The organism is Teredinibacter waterburyi, from assembly GCF_001922985.1.
GTDB classification, from domain to species: domain Bacteria; phylum Pseudomonadota; class Gammaproteobacteria; order Pseudomonadales; family Cellvibrionaceae; genus Teredinibacter; species Teredinibacter waterburyi.
In genome coordinates this window covers 278,284-293,915 of the sequence record NZ_MRUH01000022.1, presented here as the reverse complement: position 1 = coordinate 293,915, position 15,632 = coordinate 278,284, and the positions used below count along the sequence as shown (strand labels likewise).

Genomic DNA, 15,632 nt, shown 5'->3' with positions numbered 1-15,632 from the left:
TGTGGAAAACCCTATTGACAAAGGCTTCTAAAGGAGTGCGGAGGGAGTGTGTACTTACATGCAGAATTCGGTCTTAATTCTCGGTTGAATGTAACGACAGAAAGTCGAAACCATCATTCTGAGACGCAAATAATACGTTGTGGTGGTTTTCGATGACATCGTAGAGGGCTAACTTCACTCGGCTAAGACAATTGTTCTTCTCACTGAGGTGACCAATCACCAGATGCTGCAGTGGATTTGTAGCAACACAACGTAAAAACTCTGCCGCTTGATAATTGTTTAAATGCCCCCACGGCCCAGAAACTCGCGCCTGTAACGACGGCGGGTATGGGCCTGCGGCAAGCATTTCAAGGTCGTGATTCGCTTCAACCAGCAAACCTTGGCAATCGGCGTACGCCTCAAGTACATGGGGCGTGACACTGCCTAGATCGGTCAATACCCCCAACTTGACGCCATCGCAAGTAAACACGTATTGCGCAGGCTCACGGGCATCGTGCGGCACCGCAACAGGCGTGACATCGATGCTGCCAAGCGAAAATGGTTGGTAGGCTTTGATTAAGCACAACTCCGACAATACGCCGTAATCTCGGCTAACGTGTGTGCCGGGCGTCATATAAACGGGGAGTTTGAATTTTCGTGCGACGGGGCCAACACCTTTGGTGTGATCCCCGTGCTCATGGGTAACAAGGATGGCACTGAGATCATGCCCAGTAAGGCCGAACTTTTCCAGCCGCTTAGAGGTTTCCTTAACCCCGAAGCCACAGTCCACCAGCAGAATAGTGGCTCCACATCGTACTAACGTGGCGTTGCCTTTACTACCGCTCCCGAGGGATGCAAATTCAAGTATCGGCTGTGCCACTACGGGAATTAAATTAAGTTAGCGCGCAAGGTACGAAGTAATGCCTTTGCTTGGTTGCGCGGGATCTTGTTACCGCGCCAATCGCGAATAACGAAGACAAATTCTTCCTCACCCTGCGGCGCCATATAAATCAAATAGCCCACGCCATTCTCGAGTTTCTTATTGCTGAAGTTAACACCTGCGGTAGCTCCGAAAAGCGCTTTCGCCTCATCAGAACTCGCTAGATTGGCCAACAGTTCGTTTAGGCTATATGGCGCTTTCTCTGGCAACTCTTTATCTTCGCCCCAAGAGAACAACCAACTTTTATCTTCTGACGCGTAAGCGGTATGGATAATTCGCTGCTCAGGAGAATCGCCCCAGGCAACAAAACCATCTTTGGACGCCGAGTGCAGTACTGTCGCCCATGCGCGATCAAAGTTCAAATGCACGTGTAATGCAGGCTCGCCGTTGTAAGCTGTAAAACCGGCCTTTAACTCGCCGCCTACATTTTGGCCCAGCAAAGACGCTGCAGTATTATCAACCGTATCGGCCAAGGTGTTAGCTAGCTCGCGCAACAACCACTCTTCGCGCTCAGCTGAATCTGATTTTTTTGGCCAGGGCTTATCGGCCAATTCCGCGGTGGGAGTAGCCACTGGAGCCTGCTGGTGCAAGATATGAACTTCAGTAGTATCCGCATAGATACCTTTTTCGAGACGAATAAGAAAGCGTAGATAGTTATTTTCGTCATCGCGAAACTTTAACCAGCGGCTTTCAATAATGCCTTTACTCGCATCACTGCGATCCACCGTAATACCGTATTGAGTAAGGAAGTTTTGGGTGCGCGGCCAAACCTGACCGGTAGAAGCATTCAGGTAAACCCAAGAGGTTTCACCAAGCTTTTGTATCTTTACACCAACTTCACCCTTGTCACCCAAGGCTTGCGGACGCGGCACCTTGTATTCTTCAACCACAAGTGGATCGCCGAACTCATCGGTAGCATCGACACTAGGTACGTAATACATAGCCTGTAGACCGGTGGTTTTTACACCTTCAGGTAAGGTGACCTCTTTGATCGAACCAGCTTGTAGGTAGTCTTGTGCGCGACCGCGAAAGACACCCTGCTTGCCGTAAAAAACACCGCAACCGGTAAGCCATATTAAGCTGAGAAACAAAACGCCATGCTTGATTGAATGACGCAGGGCGCTAAACGATGGAGTGACTATATTCGTGGAATTCATAAAGTTTTATCTTAGTTGCCCCGTTCAAACCAGACGTGATCGCGGCGTTTTAATTAATCTCAAATAGCACCGGCTAGTTGCATAGCCTGTTCTAACTCAGCCCAATACGCTTCCGCTAGCGGGGTAAGAGGCAGGCGCATCGTTTGCCCCATCATGCCCATACGCGCCACGGCCCATTTTACTGGGATTGGGTTTGCCTCTAGGAAAAGCGCTTGGTGCAGCTGCGCCAAACTGGCGTCGATGGCGCGAGCATCTTCGACTCTGCCCGCCGCAACCAGTTCACATATTTTTGATGTTTTTGCCGGCACAACATTCGCGGTTACCGATATTTCACCATCGCCGCCAAGACGCATAAATTCCAAGGCCGTGCCGTCATCGCCGGACAAAAGTAAAAAATCGTCTCGTACTCGGTCCTTTATGTCTTGTAAACGCTGCATACTGCCAGTGGCTTCTTTTATACCAATAATATTGTTTACCAAGGCCAAGCGCGCAACCGTATCAGGCAGCATGTCGACCGCCGTGCGGCCCGGAACGTTATAAAGCAACTGGGGAATAGCAACACGATCGGCGATGTACTTGTGGTGTTGGTACAAACCTTCTTGGCTCGGCTTATTGTAGTAAGGCGTTACCAATAGGCAGGCATCGGCGTTTACACTTTTCGCGCCCTCGGTTAACTCTAGGGCTTCCGAGGTGGAGTTGGCGCCAGTGCCGGCAATTACGGGTATACGACCATTTACCTGATCGACAACCTTGCGAATAACCTCAATATGTTCCTGCATGCTCAGTGTCGCGCTTTCGCCAGTGGTTCCCACCGCAACAATTGCGTGAGTACCCTGCTGCAAATGCCAGTCAACTAGCTTGTGCAGCGCATCCCAATCCAGCGAGGTATCCGCTTTCATCGGGGTCACAAGTGCGACCATGCTGCCATTTAACATAATGAGTTCTCCAAAAATAGGCCCAACGCGGGGGCGGTAATGTTACTGGCGTCCGCCGACACACTCAACCTTTGTTCGATCTTTTTACAACCCGCCTAGCTCTTCGCTTAAGGCTGCGTTCGAGTAGATGGTCGATATTGTAGATATCGGGCTCGCCTTCCGGCCGAGTTTTAAAGCGACGGTGCACCCACAAATATTGCTCGGGATTATGCAGCAGCTGCTCTTCCAGAAACTGATTCACTAATAGTGCATCGGCTTCGGGGTTCTCTCCGCTAAGCGTGAGCGGAGGGTGAACCTTGATGTGGTAGCGACCACAAACGGCGCAAGCGCCAGCGCGGCCAAAATACCCAGCCCCGCCCCCAGCGCCATTTGAACGCGATAGGGCAGAATCTGCACAACCAACCACCACAAACCAAACCCGAGCCACGTTAGCCAACAGCGCGGATGCAAAAGGTTGGATGTGAAGAGGGATCGCTTCATTTAGATCCTAGGGTGAAGGATTTGGATAGCGGGCGTGAATGCCTTCAATACCCTGAATTACCTCGTCGTTTAACTCGAGATCAACGCTTTCAATATTGTCTTTTAACTGTTCAACCGAGGTCGCGCCAATAATATTAGCAACCGTAAAGTCGCGGCTATTGACGTAAGCCAATGCCATTTGTGCTGGGTTTAAACCGTGTTTAAGCGCTAAGGCTACATAAGCCGCAGTAGCTTCATCGGCATTCACCTTGCTGTAGCGAGTAAAACGTTCGTACAGGGTTAAGCGGCCTTTTTCCGGCTTCTGGCCGTTCAGGTATTTACCCGAGAGCTTACCAAACGCCAGCGGAGAGTAAGCCAGCAAACCGATGCCTTCGCGCATCGCAAATTCAGCACAGCCCACTTCGTAGCTACGATTTAACAAGTTATAGGGGTTTTGAATCGAGATGATACGCGCTTGCGTCTTCGCCTCGGCGAGACGCAAATATTCGTGCAGTCCCCAAGCGCTTTCGTTAGATACGCCAATCGCCCGCACCTTACCGCTTTTCACCAGCTCGTCGAGTGCGTCCAATGTTTCTTCGATCGGCAAGCTGTCGTCGTCGACATGGTTATAGCCGAGGCGACCAAAGTAGTTGGTTTGGCGCTCCGGCCAATGCACTTGATAGAGGTCGATATAATCCGTCTGCAGACGCTTTAGGGAATCATCCACCGCTGCAAAAATGTTTTCTCGGTTTAAGCGCGCGCCATTGCGCACATGGCCAAGACCAAGGTTATTACTACTGCGACCGGTAACCTTGGTGGCAATAACGAGCTTCTCGCGGTTGCCACGCTTTGCCAGCCAATTCCCCATAATCTGTTCAGTAAAACCAAAGGTTTCTGGCTTTGGCGGCACGGGGTACATTTCGGCAACGTCAAAGAAGTTGATGCCGTAATCTACCGCCATATCCATTTGCGCAAAACCTTCCGCTTCTGAGTTTTGCTCGCCCCAAGTCATGCTGCCCAAACAGATTAGGCTGACATCAATCTCGGAACTGCCGAGTTTTCGGTATTTCATTTACCCTCCGAGATTGTATAGGCGATTGCGTTAATAGCTTTGATGTGGTCGTTACAGCAAAGGAAAGTCGGCAACCATATCGCTGTCTTGGTCGTAATCAACGCCCTTCGCACCAAAACCAAACAGCTTCAAGAATTCGTAGTTATAACCTTTGTAGTCGGTAAGGTCGAAGAGGTTTTCTTCAGTCACCTGCGGCCAAATGGCTTCAACCTTGGCTTGTGTTTCTGCGCTCAGCTCGAGGTTATCCATACGGAAGCGGTTGTTGTCGTCCAACCGTGGCTGGTCGGTATATAAGCCTTCGGTGTACAAGCGGTACAGCTGCTCGATACAGCCTTCGTGGGTGCCGTCCTGCTTCATTACCTTGTACAAAATAGAAATATACAAAGGCATGATAGGAATGGCTGAACTCGCTTGCGTTACCAGCGCTTTCAACACTGCCACATTGGCGCTGCCGCCGAGGCTAGACAACCGCTCGGTGATGGCCGTAGCGGCACGATCTAGATCTTCTTTGGCTTTACCGATAGTGGCATGACCATAAATAGGCCAGGTCAGTTTTTCACCAAGATAGGTGTAGGACACAGTTTTACAGCCCTCGGCGAGGACATCGGCGTCTTTTAATGCGGCCATCCACAACTCCCAATCTTCGCCGCCCATAACCTTAACAGTATTGGCGATCTCCTCTTCTGAAGCAGGTTCTACGGTGACTTCAGCAATTTTAAGACTGTCGGTATTGAGGTTTTTCGCGGTATAGCCCTTGCCGATTGGCTTTAATACCGACGAATAAAGTTCACCGCTATCAGGGTCTTGACGACGTGGCGATGCCAAGCTGTAAACCACCAAATCAATTTTACCCATATCCGCTTTGATCACATCGATCGCTTTTTGCTTAGCGTCGTGAGCAAATGCATCGCCGTTAATGCTCTTGGCAAACAAGCCTGCGGCTTCGGCTTCCTTGTGGAATGCAGCCGAATTGTAGAAACCCGCCGAACCCGATTTCTTTTCTGTGCCGGGCTTTTCGAAAAACAAGCCTAAAGTTTTAGCGCCACAACCAAAGGCTGCCGTTATGCGTGAGGCCAAGCCGTAGCCGGTAGAAGCGCCTATTACCAACACATTTTTGGGGCCACCCACAATGGCGGGCTGAGACTTAACATAGTCAATCTGCTCGCGTACATTGGCTGCACAGCCTGCGGGATGGGCATTGGTACAAATAAAGCCACGAACTTTCGGTTTGATTATCATGCTATCTTCCTGCAATTACGGTTATTCAGCCATACAAACCCAGATATCGGGCTGACACTGGTATACTGGCCACTTTCTAGCGGCGCATTATACAAACTTGCCGCCCCCGTGTAACGAATTCACCTCTTACTTATGTTTAAACTGCGCTATTCCACAGACCCAGCTTGGGTTGAAACCGTTTTAAGTAACTTTGATGCCTTTCTTATCGACCATGCGGCCGCCGAAAAAAAAGCCTCTGGCATGGCGCTTTCGATGGTATCTCACTACCCAGATAAGCCTGATATCGTCAAGGCAATGATTGATTTGAGTATCGAGGAAATGATTCATTTTCGCGAAGTGGTTAAAATTATGACCGCGCGCAACATACAGCTAGGTGCCGATACCCGCGACGAGTATGTCAATAAACTGCGCAAACTTATGCGCAATGGTAGCGAGCTGTATATGCTCGACCGATTATTAATCGGTGGCATTATTGAGGCGCGTGGCTGTGAGCGCTTCGGGCTAATCGCAGCGGCTCTGCCCGAGGGCGAACTAAAAAAATTCTACGTCGCTATTACCGAATCTGAAGCCAATCATGAGAATTTATTTTTCGATCTCGCCCGCAACCACTTTGCCACAGCAATTGTCGATGAGCGCCTCAATGAACTACTAGACGCCGAGGCTGCACTCGTCGCCGAACTGCCCATTATTGCAGCCCTGCACTAGGAATATATTCAAACCAATGTGCGCGCCACTAGAACAATATCTCGCGCGATATGCCGAACCTGAAGTGCAACTGTTAGGCGGGCTGCCAAGCGCCTTCCAATTTCAACACTGCGTAGTTATCCCCGCCCGCGACGAAAGCTTCGACTTTATACAGCGCTTAATGAAAATCAGCAGCCAAATAGAACACACTATTCTAGCGATTGTTGTTATCAACCAACCACTATCGCCGTTCGAAACAAACCAGCCAGCACTCGACCAGCACGAAGTAGACTCAAGCGACCAAAATCTACAGCTCGCCAATACAATTGCAGATGTATTCGGCGCTGCCCAGTGGAGCAACGGCAACTTAGCGCTATTCCAGCAACAGCAACTATCCGTTTTACGTGTCGATCGATTTTCACAACACCCTATTCCGCCAAAGCAGGGCGTAGGCCTAGCGCGAAAAATCGGTTGTGATCTCGCCTGCAAGCTAAATCAAACTCGACAACTTGCCAGCTCGTGGATCTACTCTAGCGACGCTGATGCTTTTCTACCGGACAACTATTTTGCGTTACCAACAAACATCGCGCCTACGACATCGACTAGCTCAAACGAAAAAATACTCGCCAAGAGTGACCGCACACAACAATACAGTGCACAAGTTTTTGAATTCGAGCATATAGCTGTTAGCGAAACGACACTCGGCTGCCTGCAGGCTACACAACTCTATCAGCGCGCAATTAAGTATTATCGCGACGGGCTGGCTTGGGCTGGCTCACCCTATGGTTTTTATACGCTAGGTAGCACGCTCGCCGTGAACATTTCTAGTTACGCAAAGGTACGAGGCTTTCCAAAACGAGCGGGAGCAGAAGATTTCTATCTTCTCAACAAATTAGCCAAAATTGCACCGGTCTATTTTAATCGCAATATTCAAGTCAATATTGCCGCGCGCCAATCGCAAAGGGTACCGTTCGGTACCGGCCCCGCCATCGCAAGTATTATGCAACTGACGAATCCAGAGCTGGACTACTGCTATTATCATCCCCAGTTGTTTATATTGTTAAAACAGTGGCTCAGTTTAATTCCACAATTTTGGCAGTTTATTCAAATAGACTCGTGCAAAGCTAAAACTGAGCAAAAAAAGTTTAACGATTTGTATGCAGACTTACTGGGAAGCTTGCCGGTAGCCTTAGCCGAGATAGCGGCAAATTTAGACCTCAGTAAATTTCTACAGCATGCTAGTCGTCAATGCCGTTCGCAACCGGCGTTTAGGGAACAGTTTCACCAATGGTTTGATGGGTTTTTAACGCTGAAGTTTATTCGCGGGCTTGAATCCAAGTTCACACCAATACCTTTACCGCAAGCGGAGCAACTGTTACACGAGTATATCTGTTCACATACACTTAACGGGTCAACGCCTTGAGTCACATTCTAATCGCTAGTTTTATCTATGATTGATACAGCCGAACAACTAATTCTTCTATCCGTTGCCCTTTTTGCTAACGCACTTTCGGCTATGGCCGGTGGCGGCGCTGGGTTGCTGCAGTTGCCAGCACTCATTTTTTTGGGGTTACCCTTTTCCATTGCCCTCGCAACCCACAAGATTGCAACTGTAGCGTTAGGCGCTGGCGCGACGCTAAAACACAGTAGAGAGCGACACTTGCAGTTAAATTTTGCGCTACTGATGCTAGGCTGCGGTTTGCCGGGGGTAATACTGGGTGCGCGTGTAATTTTAGATATTCCCGAATACACCGCCAAAATTTCACTCGGCATTCTCACCATAGGGCTAGGCATTTACTCTTACCTAAAAAAACAACTTGGACAAAACTATAGGCCGCAACAGCGAAATATTAGGGGCTATATTGGCGGTGGCCTCGGCTTATTTTTATTGGGGTTTTTTAATGGTTCACTTACATCCGGCACAGGACTTTTTGTCACCATGTGGCTGATTGCCTGGTTTGGTTTCGACTATAAACGCGCAACCGCCTATACCATGATTTTGGTAGGTTTGTTTTGGAATGGAACCGGGGCGCTAACCCTTGCCATGCTGGCCGAAGTGCAGTGGGACTGGCTACCGATGCTGCTACTAGGTTCGATTGTCGGCGGCTATTGGGGGGCGCATATTGCAGTGAAATATGGCAACCCCTTTATTAAGCGAGTCTTTGAGGCAATCACGGTATTAGTGGGGCTATCGTTAATTCTGCACACGCTATTTGGTGCAACGCCAACATTGTAGCGAACAAAAAATTGTATTTATTTAGCTGCGTAGCCCGCGGCTGGCCATTGCCCCTCTCGGGCCTCGTGATTAGTCACATGAGTACCCTTAACAACCGCTGCGGCATCAACACCACTCCATAAACGCGCGACCAGCTCCTCGCGGCCATTGGGCTGCTGCCAGCGCTCCTCAAGTATCCATTGAGAGATCGCTTGAGCAACGTTCGGATAATTTATACGTTCACCCGTAAAGTCATCCAACCATCTACGCGTAATAGCTTTATCGAGCTTCGGCATGGTCATACCCAGCTGCAATTCCTCTAAGGCACGCGCGTTAGATAACTGTTCCATCTGCCCCTTTAAGGGCTTTACCAATATTTTTTTACCTAGCTGAATGGCCTCGCTGGCCAGTTCAAAACCGGCATTACAGATAACCCCAGAACATGTCGCTAAATCGTATTTAAAGCCGTCTCGCGAAAGTGGTTTTAACTGTATGTGACCACGACTTTCGTATTGTGCAAACGGGCCGTAGTAGGTAAAGGTGTAGTCATCAAAGCCTTCAAGCAGCTGAATAACCTCTTCGCTTTCTTCAAAGCCAAGGTATACCAGAATTTTGTTTTCATCCTGCTCCACATCTTCGTGGTCCAAATCGACAATGGGAGGCAAAATTGGCTGATCGAAATGGTGCCAGTGCAAACCTAGCCCAAGCTTAACGGGCGCGAACAGATCCATGATTTTACGGCTAACGAAGTCTGCACCTCTACGCGGCACATTGTGCTCAAAGGCATACTGATGGCCAACGCCGATGCAGGGTTTGTTTTTTAACTTTGCGGCCCAAGCACTAATGGGTTCGAAATCTGTAATAACTAAATCGTAGGGCTCTAAATCCAAATCACGTATATCACGGTACAACTGGGTGATACTCGCTTCTTGCATGGTACGCCAGATTTTCAAGTCGCCGGCTTGATGAATAAAGGTCAAGCCTTTGTAGCACTGCCAATCGCCAAACTCAGTCATATCAAAGAATTTTTCGCGCTCACGACCAGAAAATAGGTAATCGACTTCTATACCGCATTCACGCAATTGCTTACTCATAGCTCGCGCGCGGCTAATATGACCATTCCCTGTTCCTTGAACACCATAGAGTACTTTCATTAATTTACAGCCTGTATGATTTAAACAATTTTGAGATGAAGAACACAGTTAAAAATCTTCTAAAAAACCTATAAACGCAGGCTCTATACTGATCTCGTTAAACCAGCATCAAATGATTAATTAGAACCAAGCCTATAGTGTGTCCCATAAGGCCGCCGGCAATAATATCGGTAGGGAAGTGCACCCCCAAAGTTACACGCGCGGCGCCAACACAACAGGCCCATGGGTAAAGTAGCCAGCCAAGAACAGGGAAAGCAAATACTAAAATGCTGGTCATGAAAAATGCTGCGGAAGTATGACCAGAAGGGAAACTAAATTGATCAGACGGTTTTATTTCGCTTTGGTAACCCGGAATCGCCGCTGGCGGACGATTACGTTTGAACATCGTTTTAAAAACAAAGTAGAAACACCGCTCCACAGCAAACCCAAGCGCAATCAACTTAGCGAATGGCCAATTTTGAGCGACGATAAAGGCGAGACCTATCAAGAGGTAAAGTGGGCCGTCGGCGGTGAAGGATACATATCGACTTACCTTTACCGCGAGCTCACGATGCTTGCGACGCAAACACCAGTCAAAGGTAATCAGATCAAAGTTGTGAATGCCTTGTAATAAACGCATGTTATACCCTCCATTTACACAACACGTTATTCTCTCTCAATGACAGATATATGAGATTTATATGACGCTATTGTGACAAGAAAGGCTATTCAAAAACTATCGCGCCAATATGGGATATTAGTGACGCGTTTACGACCAACGGTTAACCGGACATCCATACCCGTGGTTATTAGACAAGGAGACTAACACCAGGATAATTGGCCCGGTGGATTTTCCAGTAGCTCGCGTACATTCGCTTCAATAATGCGATAGCCAACATTCCCTGCGAGCTTCTGGCGTCCTTCGTTAAACATAAGGGTTGGGCTAGAGTTAATATTCTGCTCCGTTGCGCGGGCAGCATCAGCACAGATACCACTGTGGGCTATGCCCTTATCGACCAACTCGCACAGCAACTGCACGGGCAAGCCAGAGTTTTCGGCTATGTCACACAGAATTTTTCGCTGGGAAATATCGTGATTATCGACGAAAAAAGCATGGCGAATAGCCTGCATAAATGGGGAGAAGTCGCCCGCTGCTATCGCGCCAGATTCAACCCCAAACTGTGCTGCCTTTAAAAAAAGATGAGCAGGTAAAGATGAACTCGGCGCATTACGCACCCAGCAATCGGCATTGATATTAATATGCTCAAACTTTTCGGCCACAGACTGTACATGAGCGCCGTATGCTGCAACTCCCCCGCGATGCGCCCAAGACTTTTCCATTTTCCCAGGAACATCCCCAAATACCGAAAAGAAATGAAACGTTACTTTAAGGTTACCCGCAAAAGAGGCTTGCAACTCATCTATACGAATTTGCGACGCATAGGCCCACACACACAAAATATCTGAATAGTGATCTATAAAAACTTTTTGACTAGTACTATTGGTAACATCTGAATTTACTGCGGTCATAACTTTATACTCACTTTTGATTAGGGTATGCGACTGACTAAAATTAGCGAACGCTTAACGCTCGTCAATACCCAGCAGGGCTTCAGCTAAAACAAAGCCACCTAAAACCCCAGCCTGATTCCCCAAGTCTGGTACAACGATGTAGGAATCTATATCACTTAATAGTGGCTCAGCTTGAATATAGCCATTAAGCAACTGGTGCGTTTTAGCTTTTACCCTAGAAAGCAAATGCTGCTGCTCCATTACCCCGCCACCTAAAATGATTTTTTGAGGTGACAAGGTGCAAATGAAATTCACTAAAGCCTGCGCTACATAGTGCGCTTGCAACGCCCACGCAGGATGATCCTCAACAAGATCAATGCCCGCTTTCTGCCAGCGTTCTTCGATGGCAGGCCCTGCCGCTAAGCCTTCAAAACATGCGTCACCATGAAAAGGACAGCGACCTCGATAGGTATCTTCTGGATGTTTCGCCAAAAAGCTGTGACCAAGCTCTGGGTGCATCATTCCGTGTACCACCCTGCCATTGCAAATCACTCCGCCACCGATCCCCGTGCCAATGGTGAGATAAATAAAATCGGTTAGTCCCACTCCTGCCCCCCAGCGCCCCTCGGCTAGCGCGGCGGCATTAACATCGGTATCAAATGCCACGGGGATATCCAGGGCATTAGCCAGTGTACCGACAACATCGGTATTGGACCAACCAGGCTTAGGTGTAGAGGTTATATAACCATAGCGAGGCGAAGCGCGATCAAGGTCGATGGGGCCAAAGGAACCCACACCCAGACCCGCTAACCGGCCTCGATAGCTATCAAAGAATGCAATCGCCCTCGCGAGCGCTTCGCTTGGCGACGTGGTGGAAAATCTAACCTCGGTTAGATCTTCCGGGTTACTGCCAACAGCGCACACAAATTTTGTTCCGCCAGCTTCTATCGCACCGTACAGCTCTGTCATAGTGGGCCTATCTTTAATCTGAATATATGGATTGCCTAATCATGGCAATCCGCTCTGACAATCCGCTCTGAAGAGCAGTCTGCGATGCCCAAGGATGTTAGGGCATATTGCTATCCTAAGCATATGATAACTGGCGGCGTGCACAGGGTTCAATCATTGCCGGTTTTCGTCCCTTTATATAAAAACACCACATAGAAATTACGCGCGGCTAACGGCCAGCAGCTAAGATTACTCGACGATTGTAGATTTTCCTGCGTTACGAAAAATCCTAACGACTTTGGGAATCGGCAGGAACACTATATGATTGCTCTATCGAAAAACACTAGCCACTAATAACCACAATAATTATCTAACCGAGGCTTGATTATGCTTGTTAAATCTTTAGCTAAAATATTCGTCTGCGGGCTTTCCCTCGCAGCGGTGCTTAGCGCTTGCTCGCCCAAACACAGCCCAATAGAGCAATCGGCCAGCGGCAGCTTCACGCCACTCGAAAACGGCGTATTAATCGCTCCAGCGGCCGGTGAAACTAAAGCCCTACGCTTAACCGTCATGTCCGACAATATCGTTCGTGTTACCGCGTCTCACACTAACGAAATTAACGATGCGGCACAAATGATGGTAGTAGCGGAGCCAACACTAACCGACTTCAAACTAAAACAACAAGGCGACACGCTGACCTTATCTACAGCCAAAATCAGTGCCAATGTTTCACTGCAATCCGGTCAAATCAGCTTCCTCGATACCGATGGTAAACCACTGTTAACGGAAGCGACGCGGACATACTCGCCGGTAACCGCCGACCCCGATCCTGTAGCGGCCGACTCAGTCGCCATTCAACAAACATTTACCCGCGATAGCGATGAGGCGTTATACGGTTTAGGACAACATCAAAATGGTCAAGTTAATCTGGCCAATGAAAATGTCTATATGACCACCTACAATTTAATTATCACTATTCCCTACTTAGTCTCGTCAAAAAATTATGGCGTTTTATGGAATAACAATTCCGACACCCGCTTTGGCAACCCAGCAACACCCGCTGACATAAACAAGAACCTAAAGCTTTACGATACAAGCGGTAATGCTGGCGGCATCACCGCGCGCTACTACGATGGCAACAAGCTGCTATTAAGCCGAACAGAGCAACAGCTGAACTATCAATTTTTAAAGCAGGGCTCGAACCGCGAGGTAGAGTTCCCAGCCGAAGTGGCAAACGCACAAGATCTTCGCATTGAATGGGAAGGGCAAATTGAAACCGATAAAGCGGGCGAACACGAACTTCTAATGTACTCCAGCGGTTACGCGAAACTTTTTGTTGACGGCGAGTTAAAGCAAGATCGCTGGCGTATGAATTGGAACCCGTGGTATCACAAAACCAAAGTAGCTCTGAACAAGGGTGAGAAAAAATCGATCAAAATTTCTTGGCAGCCACAGGGCGGCTATTTTCGACTGCTGCATCAAGAGCCCTTTGAATACAACCAGATCAGCCCTGGAGCGGAACAGGACTTAACCTCTTTCGCATCCGACACGGCCAAAAATATCGATTACTTTTTTGTCGCCGGCAATAATAAAGACGAGGTTATCAGCGGCTATCGTAAACTCACTGGAAAAGCGGTTTTACTGCCACGCTGGGCTTATGGATTTTGGCAAAGTCGTGAGCGCTACAAATCACAAGACGAGCTATTATCGGCCTTAAAAGAATATCGCAAACGTAAAATCCCCATAGACAATATCGTCCTAGACTGGTCCTACTGGCCACAGGATGCTTGGGGCAGCCATGATTTTGATGCGGACTATTTCCCCGACCCACAAGCCATGGTGGATGAAGTACACGATTTAAATGCACAAATAATGATTTCGGTCTGGCCGAAGTTCTACCCCACCACCGACAACTATAAAGCTTTAAACGCAAACGGCTTTATGTTTAACAAAAACATCGAAGAGAACAATCTCGACTGGATAGGTAGCGGCTATTTGAACGCTTTCTACGACGCCTTTAACCCAGCGGCGAGAGAGATGTTTTGGCAACAACTGGACACCAAAATTAACAAATTTGGCTTTGATGCTTGGTGGCTGGATGCGGTAGAACCCGATATTCATTCCAACCTTAGCTGGAAAAAGCGCAAACAACTTATGACTCCTAACTACCTAGGCAACGGAGCCGATGTATTTAATGCCTATGCGCTTCCACATGCGGAAGCCGTATACCAAGGTGATAGAAAGTCTGCACCAGATACTCGTGTATTTATTCTGACTCGTTCTGGTTTTGGAGGCATTCAACGTACTGCATCAGCCATTTGGAGCGGCGACACGGTAAGCCGTTGGAGTGATTTAAAAGAACAAATCGCAGCCGGTATTGGTACTGGCCTTGCCGGTATGCCCAACTGGACATTCGATATCGGTGGCTTTACTCCCGAAGATAGGTATCGTTATTACAACGGCAAGGTTGTTGGCAGTTACGATGAGCTTAACCCTGCGGAACTCGCCGAGTGGCAGGAACTAAATTTACGCTGGTATCAGTTCGGTGCTTTTGCTCCGCTATACCGCTCTCACGGCCAAAACCCCTACCGTGAAATATACAATATTGCCGCCGAAGACTCAGCGGTATACAAGAGTTTAGTGTGGTACACCAAACTGCGCTACCGGCTACTGCCCTATATCTATTCTCAGGCAGGTGATATGTACCACAAAGACGGTACGCTTATGCGTGGCTTAGCATTGGATTTTCCGAACGACAAAACCGCCGGTACGATTAACGACCAATATATGTTTGGGCCATCATTTCTCGTTAGCCCAATCAGCGAAATGGGTGCGACAAGTCGAACCGTATATCTACCTAGCAACACCGCTTGGTACGATTTTTACACCGGCAAAAAATATAGCGGCGGGCAAGACATTAACGCACAAGCGCCACTGACAAAAATGCCCCTGTTCGTTCCGGCTGGAGCCATTATTCCAACCGCGCCAGAAGTGCAATACACGGACCAGATTCAAAACGCCGCACTTACACTTACCATCTATACCGGTGCCGACGGGAAATTTGAACTCTATGAAGATGACGGCCGCAGCTATGACTACGAGCACGGCGAGTGGTCGAGAATTCCATTTAGCTATAGCGAAGCCGATAAAACACTTCATATCGGCGCGCGCGTGGGCTCATTCCCCGAAATGGAAAAAACGCGAACGATTAATCTGCGTTGGATCACTGGCGAGACATCTGCAGCTGCCAATTTCGATGAAAATATTAGTGTAACGATTCGCTATTCAGGTGAATCGGTTTCGGTGCCATACAACACTAAACCGTAAATAAGGGCTTAAAAGCCGAGATCCACTCCCCC

At 48.5% G+C, this 15,632-nt stretch carries 15 protein-coding genes; 4 read left to right on the top strand and 11 right to left on the bottom strand.

The window, feature by feature from the left end; all coding sequences use genetic code 11:
- Positions 1–73: 73 nt before the first annotated feature.
- The 7 genes from IDZ20_RS04220 to fabV all read right to left on the bottom strand — a co-directional run bounded on the left by IDZ20_RS04220 (position 74) and on the right by fabV (position 5,781).
- Entirely contained in the window at positions 74–859 is a 786-nt protein-coding gene (locus tag IDZ20_RS04220) for an MBL fold metallo-hydrolase (RefSeq protein WP_188150168.1), read from the bottom strand.
- A gap of 8 nt (positions 860–867) precedes the next feature.
- Complete coding sequence (bamC, locus tag IDZ20_RS04215; protein ID WP_188150167.1) at positions 868–2,076, bottom strand: outer membrane protein assembly factor BamC; 1,209 nt, start codon at positions 2,074–2,076, stop codon at positions 868–870.
- Positions 2,077–2,135: 59 nt separating this feature from the next.
- Complete coding sequence (gene dapA, locus IDZ20_RS04210; protein WP_188150166.1) at positions 2,136–3,011, bottom strand: 4-hydroxy-tetrahydrodipicolinate synthase; 876 nt, start codon at positions 3,009–3,011, stop codon at positions 2,136–2,138.
- A gap of 64 nt (positions 3,012–3,075) precedes the next feature.
- On the bottom strand, positions 3,076–3,312 hold the full coding sequence (locus tag IDZ20_RS16185; RefSeq protein WP_425443413.1) for an LpxL/LpxP family acyltransferase: 237 nt from the start codon (positions 3,310–3,312) through the stop codon (positions 3,076–3,078).
- A complete protein-coding gene (locus tag IDZ20_RS16480) occupies positions 3,252–3,491 on the bottom strand; it encodes an LpxL/LpxP family acyltransferase (RefSeq protein WP_188150164.1) in 240 nt (79 codons plus the stop codon). Before IDZ20_RS16480 ends, IDZ20_RS16185 begins: the two co-directional genes overlap by 61 nt.
- A 7-nt stretch (positions 3,492–3,498) precedes the next feature.
- A complete protein-coding gene (locus IDZ20_RS04195; RefSeq protein WP_188150163.1) occupies positions 3,499–4,542 on the bottom strand; it encodes an NADP(H)-dependent aldo-keto reductase in 1,044 nt (347 codons plus the stop codon).
- A 51-nt stretch (positions 4,543–4,593) separates the two neighbouring features.
- Complete coding sequence (gene fabV, locus IDZ20_RS04190; RefSeq protein WP_188150162.1) at positions 4,594–5,781, bottom strand: enoyl-ACP reductase FabV; 1,188 nt, start codon at positions 5,779–5,781, stop codon at positions 4,594–4,596.
- 132 nt (positions 5,782–5,913) lie between these two features.
- Between fabV and IDZ20_RS04185 the strand changes: the two genes are divergently transcribed.
- Genes IDZ20_RS04185 through IDZ20_RS04175 form a run of 3 tightly spaced genes read left to right on the top strand, consistent with a single transcriptional unit; the run spans position 5,914 to position 8,701 of the window.
- Complete coding sequence (locus IDZ20_RS04185; protein WP_188150161.1) at positions 5,914–6,486, top strand: MiaE family protein; 573 nt, start codon at positions 5,914–5,916, stop codon at positions 6,484–6,486.
- A gap of 16 nt (positions 6,487–6,502) precedes the next feature.
- Positions 6,503–7,888 carry a hypothetical protein gene (locus IDZ20_RS04180; protein WP_188150160.1) on the top strand — a complete coding sequence of 462 codons (1,386 nt, stop codon included), beginning with the start codon at positions 6,503–6,505 and terminating at the stop codon, positions 7,886–7,888.
- A gap of 27 nt (positions 7,889–7,915) precedes the next feature.
- Positions 7,916–8,701 (top strand): sulfite exporter TauE/SafE family protein, encoded by a 786-nt coding sequence (locus IDZ20_RS04175; protein ID WP_188150159.1) that lies wholly within the window; start codon positions 7,916–7,918, stop codon positions 8,699–8,701.
- Positions 8,702–8,718: 17 nt separating this feature from the next.
- Here the strand turns inward: IDZ20_RS04175 and IDZ20_RS04170 are convergent, their stop codons facing one another.
- From IDZ20_RS04170 to IDZ20_RS04155, 4 genes are all read right to left on the bottom strand, one after another.
- Entirely contained in the window at positions 8,719–9,834 is a 1,116-nt protein-coding gene (locus IDZ20_RS04170; protein WP_188150158.1) for an MJ1255/VC2487 family glycosyltransferase, read from the bottom strand.
- 97 nt (positions 9,835–9,931) lie between these two features.
- Positions 9,932–10,453 (bottom strand): phosphatase PAP2 family protein, encoded by a 522-nt coding sequence (locus IDZ20_RS04165; RefSeq protein WP_188150157.1) that lies wholly within the window; start codon positions 10,451–10,453, stop codon positions 9,932–9,934.
- Positions 10,454–10,635: 182 nt separating this feature from the next.
- Positions 10,636–11,343, bottom strand: a complete 708-nt coding sequence (locus tag IDZ20_RS04160) for a DsbA family oxidoreductase (protein WP_188150156.1) — start codon at positions 11,341–11,343, stop codon at positions 10,636–10,638.
- A 54-nt stretch (positions 11,344–11,397) separates the two neighbouring features.
- Positions 11,398–12,294: an ROK family protein gene (locus IDZ20_RS04155; RefSeq protein WP_188150155.1), complete on the bottom strand. Its 897-nt coding sequence runs from the start codon at positions 12,292–12,294 to the stop codon at positions 11,398–11,400.
- A 366-nt stretch (positions 12,295–12,660) separates the two neighbouring features.
- Between IDZ20_RS04155 and IDZ20_RS04150 the strand changes: the two genes are divergently transcribed.
- Positions 12,661–15,600, top strand: a complete 2,940-nt coding sequence (locus IDZ20_RS04150; protein WP_188150154.1) for a TIM-barrel domain-containing protein — start codon at positions 12,661–12,663, stop codon at positions 15,598–15,600.
- The last annotated feature ends 32 nt before the right edge of the window (positions 15,601–15,632 follow it).

Coding starts and splice junctions, on each gene's coding strand:
- IDZ20_RS04170 (WP_188150158.1), bottom strand. CDS start 9,834: ATGAAAGTACTCTATGGTGTTCAAGGAACAGGGAATGGTCATATTAGC.
- IDZ20_RS04165 (WP_188150157.1), bottom strand. CDS start 10,453: ATGCGTTTATTACAAGGCATTCACAACTTTGATCTGATTACCTTTGAC.
- IDZ20_RS04155 (WP_188150155.1), bottom strand. CDS start 12,294: ATGACAGAGCTGTACGGTGCGATAGAAGCTGGCGGAACAAAATTTGTG.
- fabV (WP_188150162.1), bottom strand. CDS start 5,781: ATGATAATCAAACCGAAAGTTCGTGGCTTTATTTGTACCAATGCCCAT.
- IDZ20_RS04180 (WP_188150160.1), top strand. CDS start 6,503: ATGTGCGCGCCACTAGAACAATATCTCGCGCGATATGCCGAACCTGAA.
- IDZ20_RS04185 (WP_188150161.1), top strand. CDS start 5,914: ATGTTTAAACTGCGCTATTCCACAGACCCAGCTTGGGTTGAAACCGTT.
- IDZ20_RS04160 (WP_188150156.1), bottom strand. CDS start 11,343: ATGACCGCAGTAAATTCAGATGTTACCAATAGTACTAGTCAAAAAGTT.
- IDZ20_RS04195 (WP_188150163.1), bottom strand. CDS start 4,542: ATGAAATACCGAAAACTCGGCAGTTCCGAGATTGATGTCAGCCTAATC.
- IDZ20_RS04150 (WP_188150154.1), top strand. CDS start 12,661: ATGCTTGTTAAATCTTTAGCTAAAATATTCGTCTGCGGGCTTTCCCTC.
- IDZ20_RS16480 (WP_188150164.1), bottom strand. CDS start 3,491: ATGAAGCGATCCCTCTTCACATCCAACCTTTTGCATCCGCGCTGTTGG.
- dapA (WP_188150166.1), bottom strand. CDS start 3,011: ATGTTAAATGGCAGCATGGTCGCACTTGTGACCCCGATGAAAGCGGAT.
- bamC (WP_188150167.1), bottom strand. CDS start 2,076: ATGAATTCCACGAATATAGTCACTCCATCGTTTAGCGCCCTGCGTCAT.
- IDZ20_RS04175 (WP_188150159.1), top strand. CDS start 7,916: ATGATTGATACAGCCGAACAACTAATTCTTCTATCCGTTGCCCTTTTT.